This window comes from Moorena sp. SIO4A1 (genome assembly GCF_010672065.1).
Lineage (GTDB): Bacteria > Cyanobacteriota > Cyanobacteriia > Cyanobacteriales > Coleofasciculaceae > Moorena.
On record NZ_JAAHHX010000064.1, the window covers coordinates 1 to 16,833 of the forward strand.

Here is a 16,833-nt window from a genome sequence, read left to right on the forward strand (position 1 = left end):
GCAACTCCTCAGTTTGATAACTGATACAATTGTTTCAACTGTAACTCCCAAACCAACTACGAACAAAGGATCTTTTCCACATCTGCTCATCCTTTTGTAAACAAATATTAATTTCGCCAGCCGTATCAAAGTTGGGGGATTTAGGGGGCTGCAATAAAATCAGATAATCGCCCTTCATTCCTTAATTCAGCAACGCCTACGATTGTTCCTAATTCATACTGGTGTCAGGCAACCAGTTAAGTTCCTTTCTCATATAAACATGGAGCTGATTAATCTCCTCGTTTTCCAGGATTTCTAATATGGCTAGATTCAAGTTGCTCTGGACATCATAGTAGAGCTTGGGCTCAATCACAAATACCCGAATTTTAATCACCCGAGCATTCTGTTCAAGGCGGGAAAATACAACTTTAATTTTATCCTTGTTCACGGCATCGATAGTCGGAATTGTTTCTTTAATAGCCTGACAAATTAGCCTAGTTTGCTTGGCCGAAATCCCATCAATTTTCAGAGTTAAATTTATGCCCCACTGAACTGTCTCGCCAGTCTTATCTGACCAATTTGCAAAAATTCCAGAAATCATTTGAGAATTGGGAAGTTTTTTGATATAACCCCAATCAGTAATAAGAAGCCTTGTACTTCTCAGACCAATATTGAGTATCTTAACCCTACCACTTACTCCGTCCAATACTATCACGTCACCGGGTTTATAGAGACCATCAGCGTAGATAATCACTGTACAACACCAGTCATAGACAATGTCTTTGAATAACAAACCTATGGCGACACCTGCGCCACCCAGTAGACCGATCAGTGCACCGGCAGATGACCCCAACAAAATTTCACTGGCTTTAATGGTAGCAATCACGATTGCTGCGATCTGAAAAAGCTTTGGGAAGTAGGGGACGAACAAATCGTCGAGTTCAGTTTCAGTGTTTGCCGCTAATCCGGCTAGAAGCTCCCCCAGTAGTGGAGCAGCACGGTAAAGAATATAGGTGGCAATGAACAGAATGCTCACAAACATAATCTCGGGGATTTTCTGATTCTGTTCAGGAGTAAGATGGGTGGCCACAACTAGATGTACTAGCCATAGTCCAGCGATCCAAATTAGCCAGCCTAATGGTGCCCTAAGAATCCTAATGAACTCATCGTCTAGGGTGGTTTCTGTACCGCTAGTCAGACCCTCGAGTCTGTGAATGATTATTGAAGTGAAAAAGCCTCGCAATATATGGGTGAAGAGGAGGATGAGCACCACAATAACTATCGTGGTAACAGGAATGTTGGGGAGCTGGAAGTCGGACTCAAAGATCTTTTCTTTGATTAGGTTGATTCTATTGTTGAATGTACTCTTAAGGTTTTCCATGGTTTCAACCAAAATAAAACAGCAGAGATCAACCTGTGCCTAGCTAAATGGCAAGTCGATGGCAAGTCTGTTGATGGATTGATTTTACTATAACTGAAGTTCCCCCAAAGTTTGAGCTACTCGAAACCTCAATCCCAAGCTCTGTGGCGTTCCTAGGCTTGCCGGTACTTATTGCTACTGGGTACAGTATTATTGATAATGCTCACAACGTTGAGCTGAAGGGCGTTTGAGCGATGCAGCGCGGTCTTGGGGGTTTCCCCCATGAGCGACTGCATCAAGAAGCGATTTGGTTCTCAAATAAAAATGCGACCAGTGCCTATAGTTGGATTATATTCCAATTGCAGACATACTTCAAGAACCAACATGGGTACACAATTTTTGGGACCAATCATGCTTATCCCTTATGGGGAGAGGCTTTAACTGGTCTAGTAGTACAAATGAACGGGGGAACTTCAGCTATAAGTGGGGAATTTACCGAATCCTGCTAGGTATGCAATAAATATGATTTAGAGCAATTGCCCGTTTGCGCAGCACCCTAGGAGCCAGTTTGAAACGTGATCGGCTCTCCTAGACTGATTATAGTAAATGGTTTAAATGAGCGATTACCCCTTAAATAGCAAGGGATTCAATAAACTAAAAATGCCATGTCTTGATCCACCCTTCGCGACTGCATCAAGACATGGATGTTGAATTCCGCGAAGGATTACTAGCTATTGGTTTGTTTAGCGATCGCGAATCAACTTCCCAGTTCGGTTGATTAGAGCCATGGGCTTGTAGAATCAAAGGTCCTGTCCCCATAGTTTCCAGGGTCCTGCCAGGAACAGATGCCCAGAGCTCGAATAGGGATGCAGCCGCGCTGCATCCCTTGTTCAAAGGATTGCTAGGATTTATATGCCACCTCAGTAACTAAATTTTCCTTAACCTCACTAACTAAATTTTCCTTCAGCTGTTTGTAGTCTTGGAGTTCCTTTCTCAGATCAACATGCAGGTGATCAATCTCCTCTTTCTGGATGATTTCTAATATGGCTATGTTCAAGTCATTCATGGCGGCCAAATAGAGTTTTCTATCAATCACAAATACCCTAACTAGAATCACACGAGCATTCTCTTCAATGCTGGACAATACAACTTTCATTTTCTGCTTGTGCAATCCATCGATAGTCGGAATTTTGGCTTTAATAGCCTGACAAAGTCTGGTAGTTTGCTCCGCTGAAATTCCATCTATTTTCAGAGTTAAATTTATTGCTCCCAACTCCAACGTATCGCCAGGATTCTGTGACCAATAATTGACCACAACTCCACCAATCATTTTAGAATTGGGAATTTTTTTGGTACCACCAACAGTAAGAAGACGAACCTTTGTACTTCTCAGACCAATACTGAGTATCTCAACAAAACCATTTATTCCGTCCAATTTTACCCAGTCACCGGGTCTATAGAGACCATCAGCATAGATAACCACTGTACAAAACCAGTCATAGATAATGTCTTTTAATAACAAACCTAAGGCGACACCTGCGCCACCCAGTAGACCGATCAGTGCACCAGCAGATGCCCCCAACAAAATCTCACTGGCTTTACTGGCAGCAATCAGGATTGCTGCTATCTGAAAAAGCTTTGGGAAGTAGGGGACTATCAAATCGTCGAGTTCAGTTTCCGTGTTTGCCGCCAATCCGGCTAGAAGCTCCCCCAATAGTGGAGCAGCACGGTAAAGAATATACGTGACAATGAACAGAGCGCTCACAGAGAGAATCTCGAGGATTTTCGGATTCTGTTCAGGACTAAGATGGCTTGCCACAACTAGATAGACTAGCCATAGTCCAGCGATCCAAATTAGCCAGCCTAATGGTTGCTTAAGAATGCTAATGAACTCATCGTCTAGGGTAGTTTCTGTACGGCTAGTTATCAGCTCGAGTCTGTGAATGATTATTGAAGTGAACAAGCCTCGCAATATCTGGGTAAGGAGGAGGATGAGCACCACAATAACTATCGTGGAAACAGGAATGTTGGCGAGCTTGAAGTCGGAATCAAAGATCCTTTCTGTGATTATGTTGATTGTAGTGTTGAATGTACCCTGAAGGTTTTCCATCGTTTGGACCAAAATACAGTAACATAGATCGACCTGTGCCTAGCTAAATGGCAAGTCGATGGCAAGTCTATTGGTAGCATGATTTTACTATAAGTTGCGAATTTAGCGAATCATGCTAAGTACCTCGACAAAAATAAACCTCACTTCTTGATGCAAAGCGCGAGTGGGGGAAACCCCCTGTTCCCTTGCTGCATCGCTGTATTAACTTGTGTAAAGTTGCCAAAAGTCCGTCTGCTCCCAGCTCCGAACGCGCCCCGCGTGGCCCACGGCCTCAGTCCCTGCTCCCTATTTCAACAGTTAATTTTACTTTTGTCCGACTACTTAGGTATGTAATAAACATGATTGACACCAATTGCCCGTTTGGGCAGCACCCTAGGAGCCAGTTTGAAAGGTTTACTATCTGGGGTGCATCTCATACAGCGGTTTTCAATTCGGTCAGGTACAAATTCTTGAGGTGCGACCCGTGGCGAATTTAATTCGCCACGGGTCGCACCTAAAAGCGATGCAGCTTCGAAGGGAGCCAACGCTGCATCGCTTGTTCAAAGCATTGCTAGGATTTAGATACCACCTCACTAACTAAATTTCCCTTCATCTGTTTGTAGTCTTGAAGTTGCTTTTCCAGCTCAATATGCAGGTGATCAATCTCCTCTTTCTGCAGGATTTCTAATATGGCTATATTCAAGGATTGCTGGGCAGCATAGTAGAGGTTGGGATCAATCACAAATACCCTAACTATAATCACGCGAGCATTCTCTTCAATTTTGGAAAATAAAACTAACATTTTTTTCTTGTGCAAGCCATCGATAGTCGGAATTCTTTCTTCAAGAGCCTGACAAATTCGGATAGTTTGCTCCGCTGAAATGCCATCAATTTTCAGAGTTAAATTTATACCCCACTCAAATCTCTCGCCAATCTTCTGTGACCAATTTTCCACAACGCCAGCAATCATTTTAGAATTGGGAACTTTTTTGATAGAACCCCACTCAGTAAGGCGAAGTGTTGTACTTCTGAGACCAATACTGACGATCTGAACAAAACCATTTACGCCGTCCACTCCTACCCAGTCACCAGGTTTATAGAGACCATCAGCGTAGATAATCACCGTACAACACCAGTCATAGATAATGTCTTTGAATAACAAACCTAAGGCGACACCGGCACCACCGAGTAGACCGATCAGTGCACCAGCAGATGCCCCCAACAAAATCTCACTGGCTTTAATGGCCGCAATCAGCACTGCTGCGATCTGAAAAAGCCTTGGGAAGTAGGGCACGAACAAATCGTCCAGTTCAGTTTCAGTGTTGGCCGCCAATCCGGCTAGAAGCTCTCCCAGTAGTGGAGCAGCACGGTAAAGAATATAGGTGGCAATGAACAGAGCACTCACAAACAGAATCTCGGGGATTTTCTGATTCTGTTCAGGAGTAAGATGGGTCGCCACAACTAGATGTACTAGCCAGAGTCCAGCCAGCCAAATTAGCCAGCCTAATGGTCGCCGAAGAATCCTAATGAACTCATCGTCTAGGGTGGTTTCTGTACCGCTAGTCAGACGCTCGATTCTGTTAACGATTATGGCAGTGAACAAGCCTCGCAATATCTGGGTGAGGAGGAGGATGAGCACCACAATCACTATCGTGGAAAGAGGGATGTTGGCGAGTTTGAAGTCGGTATCAAAGATCCTTTCTTTGATTACGTTGATTGTATTGTTGAATGTACTCTTAATGTTTTCCATAGTTTCGACGAAAATGCAACAGCAGAGATCGACCTCTGCCTAGTTAAATGGCAAGTCGATGACAAGTCGATGGCAAGTCGATTGGTGAAATGATTTTACTATAAGTTGCTAATTTACCCAATAGTGCTGGGTATGCAATTGGGATTGTGTCCGCAAACAGGATTTAGAGCGATTGGCGGTTTCCGCAGCACCCTACGAGCCAGTTTGAAACGTTTATTATCCGTTTTTAGGAAAACTATTCGGTCAATCAACGCTGGAATTTACCGAAAAGTATTAGCTAGTAAAAGACGGCGGAAATACCGACTGCATCAAGACATGGATGTTGAATTCCGCAAAGGATTACTAGCTATTGGTTTGTTTAGCGATCGCGAATCAACTGCAACCAATCAACTGCCCAGTTTGGGTTGATTAGAGCCATGGGCTTGTAGAATCAAAGGTCTTCTGCCCATAGTTTCCAGGGTCGTGCCAGGAGCTGATGCCGAGATCTCGAATAGCGACGGGTGCGCCGACCTGAAGGGCTTCCCCCCACTCGCGCTTTCTATCAAGACAAGCATCAAGACAACCCAGTTACTCCTGCTTGGCCAGACTTGTCAACCCAACTTGTAAACAATTAATTACCTATAAACGGCTAGTTTAACTTGAAACTAAAACTTGATCATGTGGTAGACCTCCCAGGCTGACTAGTCTATAGTCATCTCGTAAAGACGGACATAATACTAGCATGTTCTACTTGTGATATGGGTACCCTATTTCTAAAATTAATCTAAATTCTCTTGTGTAGATGGCGAAAACAATACCCTATTGATTTGTTCTATGCCTAGCCCATCTCCCCATCTCCCCATCTCCCCATCTCCCCATTTCCCCATCTCCCCATTTCCCCATTTCCCCATCTCCCCATCTCCCCATCTCCGGGGCCCCACACTTTTATGATGGGTATTCAACCCGACTTGATATGAGGGGGATGAGGGGGATGAGCTTGTGCTCAGCAAGTAACATCACCATCAAGCAACTTGCTATCAGGAACTTTTGCACTTTTGCCTAACTTCTATCTGTATGATTTGCACTGATTCGCTGATTGACCAAACTAGCTCGTTATTGATTAAGGCTATTCTCAGTAAAAACTCATTAAGCTAGGATTTAATAGATTCATGTATACTGGAAATATCTAGGACTTAATGAGTAGTTTAAAATGCCCATTGACAATCTATAAAAATTTGCTCTTGGGACGTTAACACTACCGATACTGTGTCAATAAATATAGTCAATATTGATATCGTATGTGATAGGATTCGATTCCTAATTAGTTTGTCAGCCCAAAACTAATCCTATTTCAAAATCACCCTATTTCAAAATCACCAATTACCCATTACCTTTTCCCCAGCTCATGAACCTTTCATCCTCGACATCTCAAAATCTGCCCCAGTCCAAGAGAAAGCTAGGACTCAGGTTAGGGATTGGGGCAATAGTTCTAGTGACAGCTGCCTTAATTTTGCTATTTACGCCGGTTGGGTCTTGGCTGAAGCTGGAAAATCTGAGATGGCTTCAGGAAAGCATGGGTATTTTTGGACCACTGGGGTACATTTTAATTTATATTGTTGCCACAGTACTAGCTGTTCCTGATGCGATTTTAACCTTTTCGGCTGGTGCTCTGTTTGGACTAATGCTGGGTACTTTGTGGACTGTGATTGGTGCTACTTTGGGAGCAACGGCTGCGTTTATGATTGCTCGCTTTGTTGCTGGTGATTGGGTTAAGTATAAGTTTCAGGACTCTCGTTTGGAGCAACTCAGTGAGGGCATTGAGAAAAATGGTTTTTGGTTTGTGCTCTCAATTCGCCTCGCGCCAATTTTTCCATTCAATGCGGTTAACTATTTGTTCGGCTTAACACCAATTCCTCTACCCACCTATGTGATAGCCACCGCAGTGGGAATTATCCCGGCTACCTTTGCTTATGCTTGGTTAGGTCGCAGTGGTCTGGAAGCTATCAGCGGTAGTCCCCCCTGGCAAATGATCGCAGCACTAGTTGTATTAGCGGTGCTATCTACCACCCCCCTACTTTGGAAACAATCAAGACTTAGGCAATAACTCTGCTTGTAGGGTGTGTTAATAACAGACCCTACACCATCAGGGCGAATATAAAAGCGAATAAAAGTCGAGTTTTGCCTAAGTCCTGACCCTAAGTCCTAAGAATTTAAGGTGATTAAGGTAGAAGATTGATGAGATTGAACATATTGCTGAAAAGACGAAGCCTTTGGTTAGCGATCGCGCTATTTATTTTGGTCCTATTGTGTTACTCGACTCCTGTCAGAGCCTTATTTAACCAAAGGTTCCTAGTGCAACAGTTGCAAGAATTAGGCCATTGGGCAATCTGTTTATTTATCCTGGTTTATGCTCTGGCAACGGTTTTAGGAATTCCTGGCACAGTACTGACTATCGCTGGTGGTACAGTGTTTGGTTTAGTTTGGGGTACCTTCTGGTCTGTTATCGGAGCAACCTTGGGGGCATTGGGAGCATTTTGGGTAGCGCGTTACCTATTGCGAGATTGGGTTGAATACAAGTTCAGGCATCATAAAGCATTGGTCAGCTTCAATCAAGCAGTGATGCAGACACCCCTGATGTTTGTCTTAGCAGTACGCTTTGCCCCCATTTCTCCTTTTAATGTAGTGAATTTCCTGTTTGGTCTAACCCCGATTGGCTCGGTAGAGTATACCCTTGGCACTTTCTTTGGGATTATTCCTGGTACCCTCGCCTATACTTGGCTGGGAGTAACTGGAGGGGAAGCTTTGCAAGGAGGCGATCGCTTACCATTTTTCCTAGCACTGAGTTTCCTAGGTATACTGTCTGCCTTGCCACTGTTGGCAAAGCGAAAAAAGAAATAGTCTTCCTGTTGCCCATTCTCCTGTCCCATTCTCCTCATTTTCCCATCTTTCCCATCCTCCCGATCTCCCCTATCAATCCCAGGAAGTACCATGGCAAGAAAGCAACGTGGTATCAGTGGGTCAATAGGGTAAAAAATTTTCTGATCAACTACCCCGACTTGCTAGGCTTTTCCTGAAACGTATCCGTAAGACAAGTAAAGAATAAGAGAGGGATTTACGGGAATCTGTTATATTTGTTAATATGAAGGGTGTAACCCCTCATCTTTTCCCTGTCTTGATGCAATAGCGAGTGGGGGAAACCACGGCAGTCGCTCATGGGGGGAACCCCCTTTGGCGGCGCTGCCTCCCCTGTTCCCTTGCTGCATCGCTGAGGTAAGGGGAAAAGGAAGGTTCTGTCAGTAGTTCCTTTTAACTTAAACTTTACTCGTTAAAGTTTTTACCTTAATTTTTGAAACGTTAAGTTTTCACAAGTCCCGTGAGACCGAAGGTGAGTGCTTGCCATTCGTTTTGTATAGCAAGACACTTAAGGTGCGCTTTCCAAAAGCGCACCTAAAAGTGTTTTTCACCAAGTGTTTTTCACCAAAATTTAACATTTTGGGGGATATTTACTATACAATACTGAGGATAGCCTTCCCAAGATTTTCACAATGTGTGATTAAACTTCGCGATTGACTCCAAGAACATCTCAACCAGAATACTAATTTTCTATGCATGTTGATAGAGATGAGTGTCTGTTAATAGGTCATGGGTAATAGGTAATAGGTAATAGGTAATAGGTAATAGGTAATAGGTAATTGCGATATACAAGTGGTGTTTAATAGCAGCCATAGTATGATCCTCAATTGTAAATTGGCAATTACCTATTATCAGTTACCGATGATATATACCCGAATAACTATGTCTCTCCGACCTTAGACATAGGCGTTGAAATTAGGTTTAAGGTTAAGTGGGGTAACGCTTCCATAATCGTTTTCACACCTATGTCTATTACTAATAAAATATCCACCCTTGGCGACTTTGAGCTTGGCAGGAAATGACTAAAGAACAGTATTATAAAAATTGGTTCAATGGACAATCGTTCATTATTACTTTTTGCCTGTTACCTTCTCTAGTAATTATCTTAGGGGTAATCAGCATGTTTATCGAAAACAACAATTTTCGATTGACGGATTCATCAACAATTATTGTAAATCCAATAGAATCACTGATTAGTTGGTTCAAAGACACGTCAGAACCAAAAAACTCATTATCAAGTGTTGCTAAAACTAGTTCTGAACAACTAGTATATAAAGCTTCACTGCTCAATAAACTAATGCTAGCTATTATAACTGACTATGAAGAAACTGGACTAGGGATAGGGATAGGGATAGACAATATTAAGCCTGGCTTTGAAGCCATTGGTTTTACCTTTAACCAGGGAGAAAATATTCATAATCAAATTAATTTGATAGGCAACAATACGGGGGGCACAGTATTAATTAATCTCCTGGGAAATGTTAACAATATAACTCAAGCCTCGATCGCCACTAAAATTCCCTATAAATACTCTCATGAAAGCCAAGCTGCTTTACTTTTAGGATTATTCATTAGGGTAGTATCACCGGAATGGGAAAATGGTATAGATTGGATTAACTATGGCTTGAAAGAAGTTAGTGAAAACCATAAAAATTTATTAATCACGGAACAAAAAAACTATCAGATTCACTTAAGGGTTGACCGGGAGGGGGATTTGGTAATTCTCACTATAAAATCCCGCTCTAAATCCTAAGTGAACAGTAATCTTTAATTGTGTCGGACTACACAAGTGTTGAATCGAGTAATACTCACATCTTGCACCATTCTCAATAAGCTTGCTTCATGTAGGGTGGGCAGTGCACCAGACAGATAATGAAGCTTGCAAAGCGCGTTGGTAGGCACTGCCCACCCTAAGATTAATGACAATGGTGCAAGATCTCAGTCATAAACGTTTACCAAAATGGCTGATGTCTGTAGATATTTGTTTTTTTTGGGAGATGACAACAGTAAAAATGCAACAGAAACGTTTATGCTTCTGTTGCTTTTTACGTAATGGTTAACAGTTAATGATTCGATTCAGTTTTGAGAGTTTTCAACCCTTAACACAAACAACCTGCTTCAGAGTTGCCACTACCTCAACTAGATCTGACTGATTAGCCATCACTTGATCAATTGGCTTATAAGCACCTGGGATTTCATCGATAACGTCCTTATCCTTACGGCACTCAACACCTTTAGTTTGCTCAACTAAATCATCAACGGTGAACTGCTTTTTTGCTTTGCTGCGAGACATCAAACGACCAGCACCATGAGCACAGCTGCAGTAGCTGTCATGATTGCCTTTACCCTTAACAATGAAAGACTTTGCCCCCATGGAACCAGGGATGATACCATAGTCGTCGGTACGAGCTCGCACTGCTCCTTTTCGAGTAACATAAACCTCTTCGGAGAAATGCACTTCTTTCTCGGCATAGTTGTGATGGCAGTTAACTGATAACAAGGGCTTGAACGACTTACCACCAGCCAGATGTTTCTCTACAATTCGCTTGAAGCGAGCCATCATGATATCGCGATTGTAACGGGCATAGTTTTGCGCCCATTGCAAATCCCGCCAGTAGGCAGCAAATTCAGGGGTTCCTGCGACAAAGTATGCTAAATCTCGGTCAGGAAGGTGAGTATGTGCCAGCTTTGCTAATTCTTTAGCTTCCTCCGCTAGACATGCCCCACACCTCAATGCGCAGCATGAGTGTGGGAACGAAGTTACCGCAAGAATAGGGCAGCCTTTATGGTTGGTCGGCTATGCGTAAAAGGGTTAAAACTTTATGATTAAGGCTGCCCTAATAAACAGGTTTCATCTCCGGGATGAATCGCGGGCAGGAACTCTGATAAACAGCCTGAAAAACGTTATAATAAAAATAGCAGGGAAGACAAATTAAGAGCTAACCGCCACCTGCGTGTTTAAAAATAGAACTTTTTGTATTGTTCCGGTGCGGAGGGGCATCCCGTATCGTTAATAAAGCTTACCGAGTATCCTAAGCAATAGCTGGAGTTGGTAAGAAGCCCACACTGAACCGCGCTTGTCAGTGTGGGAGTATGTCACCTAGCTGATTACCAATATGCCGTGAACCGGAGTGTAGCATCAGCCACACTTGGTTTTCGGTATCAAGACACAATTCAATGAAATGATTGCCACCACCAAGGGAACCCAGCTGTTTCATGGATTTTCCATCTAGCCGTTGCACACCTGGATGAAGCTCCTTAAAGTCACGCCAGCCTTGCCAGTTTACTACTGGTTTTTCGATATCTTTGTTTTCATTAAAGCCAACGGGAATAGCTGCTTCAATCTCCAAGCGAATCTTCTTGAGCTTGCCCTCCAATTGCTCTGCCACAAAAGGGGTTTTGATGGCAGACATGCCACAGTTGTGAACAAACACACCAGCGGTCAGGGCAAAGTTGTGATACTCTGGCACAGTTAGGCAGTAGACATCTTGTCTTTCCTGAAGTGGTAAGATCTTGACGACTTTGTGATTTGCCCCCCCTACCAGATTTGAGCTTGGATGCTCGGCAGGAGCAAGGTTATGGTGATCAATATGGTGATCAATATGGTGGTCAATGACTGTTCTATGACCTGGAAAAGATGGTACTCTTCCTGACAATTGAGATTCTAACCATTCAGTGGCAGGGATATCAGTGGTAGGGATATCAGTGGCAGAGATAATCTCATCTGCCTTTTGCCATCTTCCAGAATAGGGTTGCTGGATTAAGGTGTAACCATCTTTATCGATTTGGGAGTAGAAAGGCATCAAGGATGTCCCTGGTTTGAGGTCACGGGCTTCCCGGTAACTACCATCCCTGAGCATGAATCGATGATCGGGAGTACATTTAATTTCTTCTGAGTTGTCGAGAACGACCTTTAAGAGTAGTTGGTTACGGCGGGTTAATTTGGCTGTAGCCTTAGCCGGGACGATTTTTCCGGTTTGTGTGCAGGAGTAGACAATAATTTCTCGCTGACTGCTGGCTAGTGCTTGGAGTGAGTAGGATTTGCCATCAGCCAAGGGAACGAGGGTATCACCTGTAAAACAACCAATATCTACCCCGACAGCTGCTGGCAGGATGGCATCTTTGGTGGCAATTACAGAGCCAACTAATGAGCCTTTACCTAGGTGAACGTCTGGCATTAATGCGACGTGCTTAAACACAAATGGCAGAGACGCAACATTTTTCGCCATTTGGGTTTCCTGAGCAGCTAGGGAGTGATTCGCCCAAGACAGCACCGGTTTTGGGGTGGAGATGTCTAGTTTTTCGTAAGGCATAACAATAATTATTTATTTTTTTTATATATTACAACATAATACAAAATTGTGACAAACATTGCCATAAGGTCGAATCTCAGGATCAGGTGATCATCACAAGTTTTCTTGAAGGAATCTGTGGACAGTTTAGTAAGTGTCACACTATCCCCCTGTCCAGGTAAAATACTCTTGACCTGAAACCTAGCCAGACTCTGGATGATCAGCTTTGCTGAAAGACCGGGGGGTTAACCCCATAACTAGATAATTCCCAAATGAATTCCACTTCTGTAGGAGGTGGCTGTGTCAAATTGAACTATTATAAGATTTGGAGTTATTGAGTAATTTTTTTATATATTGCTATGGATATTCTGACACTAGGCTGGGTTTCTGTACTGGTTTTGTTCACTTGGTCAATCTCAATGGTTGTCTGGGGTCGTAACGGGTTTTAACAGTATCGTGGAAAATCCCGTAATCACTATGTTGTTCTTTGCTGCCGCTGGATTATTAGTGGTGGTCAGCGGAGGAATCATTTATCTAACTGCTGCTGAGTGGCGCGATCGCCGCCGCAAACAGCGGGATAAACAGGGATGAAAATCTGACAGCGGATGGCTGGGGGTTTTCATCCCTCTAAAGGAAGCACTACCAACTTATATCTCAACCAAACAAGCAAACGTTAATTTGTTTTGTTTGAAGAGAGTCCTAGGAGCGTAAATCCTTGGACTCACTTGATATCGCTAAAGCTTATTTGTCCTAAATCAATACTAAAATTTATAATCCGTGATGTCACATGACGGAACAAGCTTTTATAGTTTCTGGTCAGTATCTGAGTGATCATCTTGATGATCCCCACATCGTAATTGTCGATTGCCGTTTTGCTCTATCTGATCCAAACCTGGGCTATGAACAGTATAAAGTTAGCCATATCCCGGGCGCTCACTATCTCGATTTGAATAAGGACCTTTCGAGACCAGTAGAGCGTCATGGCGGTCGTCATCCTTTGCCTGAACCTGGGAAGTTAGCCCAGAAATTAGCAGCGATTGGTGTTAATTTCCGAAAAACCCTAGTGATTGCCTATGATGATTCCCGTTCTGCTTTTGCAGCCCGCTTGTGGTGGCTGCTGCGCTACTTGGGACACGACCAAGTGGCGTTGCTGGATGGGGGTTGGACAGGATGGCATTCCCAAGGGTATCCAGTATCTGATCAAGAGCCTACCACAAAACCAGGCATATTTGTAGAGCAGTTGCGCTCTGATTTGGTAGTGGATATTAATACTGTGAAAGTACGTAAAGATCTGCCAGAGGTGGCGTTGGTAGACTCTAGGGAAAGCGATCGCTATTTAGGTAAACGAGAACCGATTGACCCTGTTGCCGGTCACATTCCCGGTGCACTAAACTACCCTTGGCATGGTGTGACGGACAGCAATGGTTATTTGCAACCATTAGCATCCCAACAAGAGCGCTGGACTGAGCTGGAGAACAAACAAGAAATTCAGGTTTATTGTGGTTCTGGTGTAACCGCTTGTGTAAATCTCTTCTCCCTGGCATTGGCAGGAATTAATACTGGCAAGCTTTATGCTGGGAGTTGGAGTGACTGGTGCTCTTATCTATAATTTTACCCACCGGTTGACGTTGCTTGCTTTGAGAAACTGTGGCACTACCCAAAGCAAGCAATAGCTTAGGTGTGTTGCTTGCCCAAAAGCTTGCCAGTCCCGTTAAACTACCACTACTTTGATACTCCTAATTGTTTCGATCTGAGTTGCTACCCTTCTCCCTAGGACTTAACTGAAGCGGTGCGACAAGGCGCTGCCTGAACCTCGCCATGGTATAGCAGTCGCCAGGGCAGGCGCGGACATGACAAAAGTCTCAAACCTAAGTAAGCGCAAGAGTTTGACTTCTGACTTCTGACTTCTGACTTCTGACTTCTGACTTCTGACTTCTGCTATAACGCGCACCAAGACAGAGGAGGGTAAATTTGGCATCCTATCCTCAAAATCAGGAAATTATCCCCCTATTGCTTACTCTTTCACTAGGTAAGTACATATAAGTCATCTCTATCAGTAGTAATCACATCACTAATTACCAGTAACTAGTTAAGTCTTAGCACTAATTACTAATTTACTATCTAAAAACTGCTAGAATAAAAAATTATATTAAAGATTATATAGAAAATTGTTAGGTTTAAGTAAATATGCATTGTCCACTTAAACGTATGTCTATTTTTGTAGACGGCAATAATATGTTTTACGCCCAACAAAAGAATGGGTGGTTTTTTGATCCTAGGCGAGTTTTGGACTATTTTAAAAATGAGCCTGGTATTACTCTAGTTAATGCATTTTGGTACACAGGACTCAAAGATCCTCAAGACCAGCGGGGGTTCCGAGATGCTCTAATTAGTCTAGGATACACGGTTCGTACTAAAATTTTAAAGGAATATTATGATGATAACTCGGGTCGCTATTCACAAAAGGCTAATTTAGATATAGAAATTGTTGTGGATATGTTTAATACAGTCGAACAGTATGACAAAGTGATCTTGTTTAGTGGAGATGGGGATTTTGAAAGAGCCATTGAATTACTCCGCTCTAAAAATACCCATATTACGGTGGTTTCCACAGAAGGGATGATTGCTAGGGAACTGAGGAATGCCACTGACCGTTATATTGATCTAAATGATGTCCGTGATCAAATTGAAAAAATTGATTCATAGTTATAATTATAAACAAAGCAAACTTTCTGTCTAGTTGGCTGACGACCGTTTCCTTCAAATCACTGACTATCAACCAATCGAGTTAGTTATGAACCAGCAACCTCAATCAGAGCGCATTATCATTTTCGACACTACCCTCCGGGATGGGGAACAATCTCCTGGAGCAACCCTCAATGTGGATGAGAAGCTGATTATTGCTCACCAACTGGCACGATTGAGAGTTGATGTGATTGAAGCAGGCTTTCCCTACGCTAGTCCTGGGGATTTTGAGGCGGTGCAAAAAATTTCTGAAGCTGTGGGCATAGAATCTGGACCAACTATTTGTGGTCTAGCACGGGCAAGTCGTGATGATATCAAAGCGGCGGCGAATGCCCTCAAACCGGCAGCTAATGCCCGTATTCACACTTTCATTGCCACTTCGGATATTCATCTGGAGTACAAACTGAAGAAGACTAGAAAGGAAGTGTTAGAGATTGCGCCAGAAATGGTGGCTTATGCGAAGTCTTTTGTGGATGATGTGGAATTTTCCCCGGAGGATGCAGGGCGCAGCGATCCCGAGTATCTCTACGAAGTCCTGGAACGGGTAATCGATGCGGGGGCGACTACGGTTAATATTCCTGATACTGTAGGTTACACTACCCCAAGCGAATTTGGTGGCTTGATTCGTGGGATTAAGGAAAATGTTCCCAATATTGACCGGGCAATTATTTCTGTCCATGGTCATAATGATTTAGGTCTGGCAGTGGCTAACTTCCTGGAAGCAGTGAAAAATGGAGCCAGGCAATTGGAATGCACGATTAATGGTATTGGAGAACGGGCTGGTAATGCGGCTTTGGAAGAGTTGGTAATGGCATTACATGTCCGCCGTCAGTATTTTAATCCTTTCTTCGGACGCCCCCCAGAGTCGAAGGAACCCCTAAGCATTATTGATACTCGTCAGATTTACAAGACATCCCGCCTGGTTTCGAGTCTTACGGGGATGTTGGTACAACCGAATAAGGCGATCGTGGGCTCGAATGCTTTTGCTCATGAGTCTGGTATTCACCAGGATGGGGTCCTTAAGCACAAGCTGACCTATGAAATTATGGATGCGGAGTCGATTGGGTTAAAGGAAAATCAAATTGTACTGGGTAAACTATCCGGTCGCAATGCTTTCCGTTCTCGCCTCAAGGAGTTGGGCTATGATTTGTCGGACAATGACTTGAATAAGGCGTTTGTTCGGTTTAAAGAGGTGGCGGATAAGAAGAAGGAGATTACGGATTGGGATTTAGAAGCTATTGTTAATGATGAAGTTTACCAGGCACCGGAAGTGTTTCACTTAGAGTTGGTGCAGGTTTCCTGTGGGGATCATGGTAGTCCTACGGCTACGATTACGCTGCGAACACCTACAGGTAAAGAACTTAGTGATGCTGCTATTGGTACTGGTCCGGTGGATGCGGTGTACAAGGCCATTAATCGGGTGGTGAATCGGGTGGTGAAATTGCCTAATAAACTGATTGAGTTTTCGGTGCAATCGGTAACGGGAGGAATTGATGCTCTTGGGGAAGTGACTATTCGTTTGCAGCACAATGAACGGGTCTATTCGGGTTATGCTGCCAGTACGGATATTATTGTGGCTTCAGCACAGGCGTATGTGAATGCGCTTAACCGACTGTATTCAGCAATGCAGAACGGGAAGTTGGGTAATGATCCTGAGTTATCGATAGGTTCTCGAGCAGGGGTCTGATCTCAAATTGGTATGGAATCAATATAGCGGTTTGCAATT

The 16,833-nt window shown here is 43.4% G+C and carries 18 protein-coding genes; 9 read left to right on the forward strand and 9 right to left on the reverse strand.

Annotation, left to right across the window (positions count from 1 at the left end; all coding sequences use genetic code 11):
- Positions 1 to 208: 208 nt before the first annotated feature.
- From F6K53_RS28665 to F6K53_RS28680, 4 genes are all read right to left on the reverse strand, one after another.
- Entirely contained in the window at positions 209 to 1,360 is a 1,152-nt protein-coding gene (locus tag F6K53_RS28665) for a mechanosensitive ion channel domain-containing protein (protein WP_293083016.1), read from the reverse strand.
- An 880-nt stretch (positions 1,361 to 2,240) separates the two neighbouring features.
- Complete coding sequence (locus F6K53_RS28670; RefSeq protein ID WP_293071975.1) at positions 2,241 to 3,449, reverse strand: mechanosensitive ion channel domain-containing protein; 1,209 nt, start codon at positions 3,447 to 3,449, stop codon at positions 2,241 to 2,243.
- 317 nt (positions 3,450 to 3,766) lie between these two features.
- Positions 3,767 to 3,973: a hypothetical protein gene (locus F6K53_RS28675; protein WP_293071976.1), complete on the reverse strand. Its 207-nt coding sequence runs from the start codon at positions 3,971 to 3,973 to the stop codon at positions 3,767 to 3,769.
- Positions 3,974 to 3,999: 26 nt separating this feature from the next.
- Complete coding sequence (locus tag F6K53_RS28680; RefSeq protein WP_293083018.1) at positions 4,000 to 5,178, reverse strand: mechanosensitive ion channel domain-containing protein; 1,179 nt, start codon at positions 5,176 to 5,178, stop codon at positions 4,000 to 4,002.
- Positions 5,179 to 5,283: 105 nt separating this feature from the next.
- Between F6K53_RS28680 and F6K53_RS28685 the strand changes: the two genes are divergently transcribed.
- Complete coding sequence (locus F6K53_RS28685) at positions 5,284 to 5,586, forward strand: hypothetical protein (RefSeq protein ID WP_293071978.1); 303 nt, start codon at positions 5,284 to 5,286, stop codon at positions 5,584 to 5,586.
- 350 nt (positions 5,587 to 5,936) lie between these two features.
- Here the strand turns inward: F6K53_RS28685 and F6K53_RS28690 are convergent, their stop codons facing one another.
- Positions 5,937 to 6,068, reverse strand: a complete 132-nt coding sequence (locus F6K53_RS28690; protein ID WP_293071979.1) for a hypothetical protein — start codon at positions 6,066 to 6,068, stop codon at positions 5,937 to 5,939.
- A 494-nt stretch (positions 6,069 to 6,562) separates the two neighbouring features.
- Between F6K53_RS28690 and F6K53_RS28695 the strand changes: the two genes are divergently transcribed.
- Positions 6,563 to 7,261, forward strand: coding sequence for a TVP38/TMEM64 family protein (locus tag F6K53_RS28695; protein ID WP_293071980.1), 699 nt, complete (start codon positions 6,563 to 6,565; stop codon positions 7,259 to 7,261).
- 131 nt (positions 7,262 to 7,392) lie between these two features.
- Positions 7,393 to 8,055, forward strand: a complete 663-nt coding sequence (locus F6K53_RS28700) for a TVP38/TMEM64 family protein (protein WP_293029771.1) — start codon at positions 7,393 to 7,395, stop codon at positions 8,053 to 8,055.
- A 705-nt stretch (positions 8,056 to 8,760) separates the two neighbouring features.
- Here F6K53_RS28700 and F6K53_RS28705 read toward each other — a convergent pair.
- Positions 8,761 to 8,883 (reverse strand): hypothetical protein, encoded by a 123-nt coding sequence (locus F6K53_RS28705; protein WP_293029767.1) that lies wholly within the window; start codon positions 8,881 to 8,883, stop codon positions 8,761 to 8,763.
- A gap of 205 nt (positions 8,884 to 9,088) precedes the next feature.
- On the opposite strand from F6K53_RS28705, the gene F6K53_RS28710 reads away from it, so the two are divergent.
- A complete protein-coding gene (locus tag F6K53_RS28710; RefSeq protein ID WP_293083021.1) occupies positions 9,089 to 9,823 on the forward strand; it encodes a hypothetical protein in 735 nt (244 codons plus the stop codon).
- 339 nt (positions 9,824 to 10,162) lie between these two features.
- On the opposite strand, the gene F6K53_RS28715 is transcribed toward F6K53_RS28710, so the two are convergent.
- Positions 10,163 to 10,804, reverse strand: coding sequence for an RtcB family protein (locus tag F6K53_RS28715; protein ID WP_364304733.1), 642 nt, complete (start codon positions 10,802 to 10,804; stop codon positions 10,163 to 10,165).
- A gap of 346 nt (positions 10,805 to 11,150) precedes the next feature.
- Complete coding sequence (locus tag F6K53_RS28720; protein WP_293069533.1) at positions 11,151 to 12,383, reverse strand: RtcB family protein; 1,233 nt, start codon at positions 12,381 to 12,383, stop codon at positions 11,151 to 11,153.
- Between the two features lie 338 nt (positions 12,384 to 12,721).
- Here F6K53_RS28720 and petN point away from each other — a divergent pair, with 338 nt between their 5' ends.
- From petN to F6K53_RS28735, 3 genes are all read left to right on the forward strand, one after another.
- Positions 12,722 to 12,811 carry a cytochrome b6-f complex subunit PetN gene (gene petN / locus F6K53_RS28725; protein ID WP_010871354.1) on the forward strand — a complete coding sequence of 30 codons (90 nt, stop codon included), beginning with the start codon at positions 12,722 to 12,724 and terminating at the stop codon, positions 12,809 to 12,811.
- Positions 12,812 to 12,818: 7 nt separating this feature from the next.
- Positions 12,819 to 12,953 carry a hypothetical protein gene (locus F6K53_RS28730; protein ID WP_267872114.1) on the forward strand — a complete coding sequence of 45 codons (135 nt, stop codon included), beginning with the start codon at positions 12,819 to 12,821 and terminating at the stop codon, positions 12,951 to 12,953.
- Between the two features lie 196 nt (positions 12,954 to 13,149).
- Complete coding sequence (locus F6K53_RS28735; RefSeq protein WP_293021414.1) at positions 13,150 to 13,971, forward strand: sulfurtransferase; 822 nt, start codon at positions 13,150 to 13,152, stop codon at positions 13,969 to 13,971.
- A gap of 168 nt (positions 13,972 to 14,139) precedes the next feature.
- Here the strand turns inward: F6K53_RS28735 and F6K53_RS28740 are convergent, their stop codons facing one another.
- Positions 14,140 to 14,340 carry a hypothetical protein gene (locus F6K53_RS28740; RefSeq protein ID WP_293021415.1) on the reverse strand — a complete coding sequence of 67 codons (201 nt, stop codon included), beginning with the start codon at positions 14,338 to 14,340 and terminating at the stop codon, positions 14,140 to 14,142.
- Positions 14,341 to 14,549: 209 nt separating this feature from the next.
- Here F6K53_RS28740 and F6K53_RS28745 point away from each other — a divergent pair, with 209 nt between their 5' ends.
- Together F6K53_RS28745 and F6K53_RS28750 are read left to right on the forward strand one after the other, a co-directional pair.
- Positions 14,550 to 15,068, forward strand: a complete 519-nt coding sequence (locus F6K53_RS28745; RefSeq protein ID WP_044495347.1) for an NYN domain-containing protein — start codon at positions 14,550 to 14,552, stop codon at positions 15,066 to 15,068.
- An 88-nt stretch (positions 15,069 to 15,156) separates the two neighbouring features.
- Positions 15,157 to 16,794, forward strand: coding sequence for a 2-isopropylmalate synthase (locus F6K53_RS28750; RefSeq protein WP_293021418.1), 1,638 nt, complete (start codon positions 15,157 to 15,159; stop codon positions 16,792 to 16,794).
- The last annotated feature ends 39 nt before the right edge of the window (positions 16,795 to 16,833 follow it).

Excerpts from the sequence above, each read along its gene's own strand:
- F6K53_RS28665 (WP_293083016.1), bottom strand. The coding sequence starts at position 1,360 with ATGGAAAACCTTAAGAGTACATTCAACAATAGAATCAACCTAATCAAA.
- F6K53_RS28670 (WP_293071975.1), bottom strand. The coding sequence starts at position 3,449 with ATGGAAAACCTTCAGGGTACATTCAACACTACAATCAACATAATCACA.
- F6K53_RS28680 (WP_293083018.1), bottom strand. The coding sequence starts at position 5,178 with ATGGAAAACATTAAGAGTACATTCAACAATACAATCAACGTAATCAAA.
- F6K53_RS28690 (WP_293071979.1), bottom strand. The coding sequence starts at position 6,068 with ATGGGGAAATGGGGAAATGGGGAGATGGGGAAATGGGGAGATGGGGAG.
- F6K53_RS28695 (WP_293071980.1), top strand. The coding sequence starts at position 6,563 with ATGAACCTTTCATCCTCGACATCTCAAAATCTGCCCCAGTCCAAGAGA.
- F6K53_RS28700 (WP_293029771.1), top strand. The coding sequence starts at position 7,393 with ATGAGATTGAACATATTGCTGAAAAGACGAAGCCTTTGGTTAGCGATC.
- F6K53_RS28705 (WP_293029767.1), bottom strand. The coding sequence starts at position 8,883 with ATGGCTGCTATTAAACACCACTTGTATATCGCAATTACCTATTACCTA.
- F6K53_RS28710 (WP_293083021.1), top strand. The coding sequence starts at position 9,089 with ATGACTAAAGAACAGTATTATAAAAATTGGTTCAATGGACAATCGTTC.
- F6K53_RS28720 (WP_293069533.1), bottom strand. The coding sequence starts at position 12,383 with ATGCCTTACGAAAAACTAGACATCTCCACCCCAAAACCGGTGCTGTCT.
- petN (WP_010871354.1), top strand. The coding sequence starts at position 12,722 with ATGGATATTCTGACACTAGGCTGGGTTTCTGTACTGGTTTTGTTCACT.
- F6K53_RS28735 (WP_293021414.1), top strand. The coding sequence starts at position 13,150 with ATGACGGAACAAGCTTTTATAGTTTCTGGTCAGTATCTGAGTGATCAT.
- F6K53_RS28740 (WP_293021415.1), bottom strand. The coding sequence starts at position 14,340 with ATGCCAAATTTACCCTCCTCTGTCTTGGTGCGCGTTATAGCAGAAGTC.
- F6K53_RS28745 (WP_044495347.1), top strand. The coding sequence starts at position 14,550 with ATGCATTGTCCACTTAAACGTATGTCTATTTTTGTAGACGGCAATAAT.
- F6K53_RS28750 (WP_293021418.1), top strand. The coding sequence starts at position 15,157 with ATGAACCAGCAACCTCAATCAGAGCGCATTATCATTTTCGACACTACC.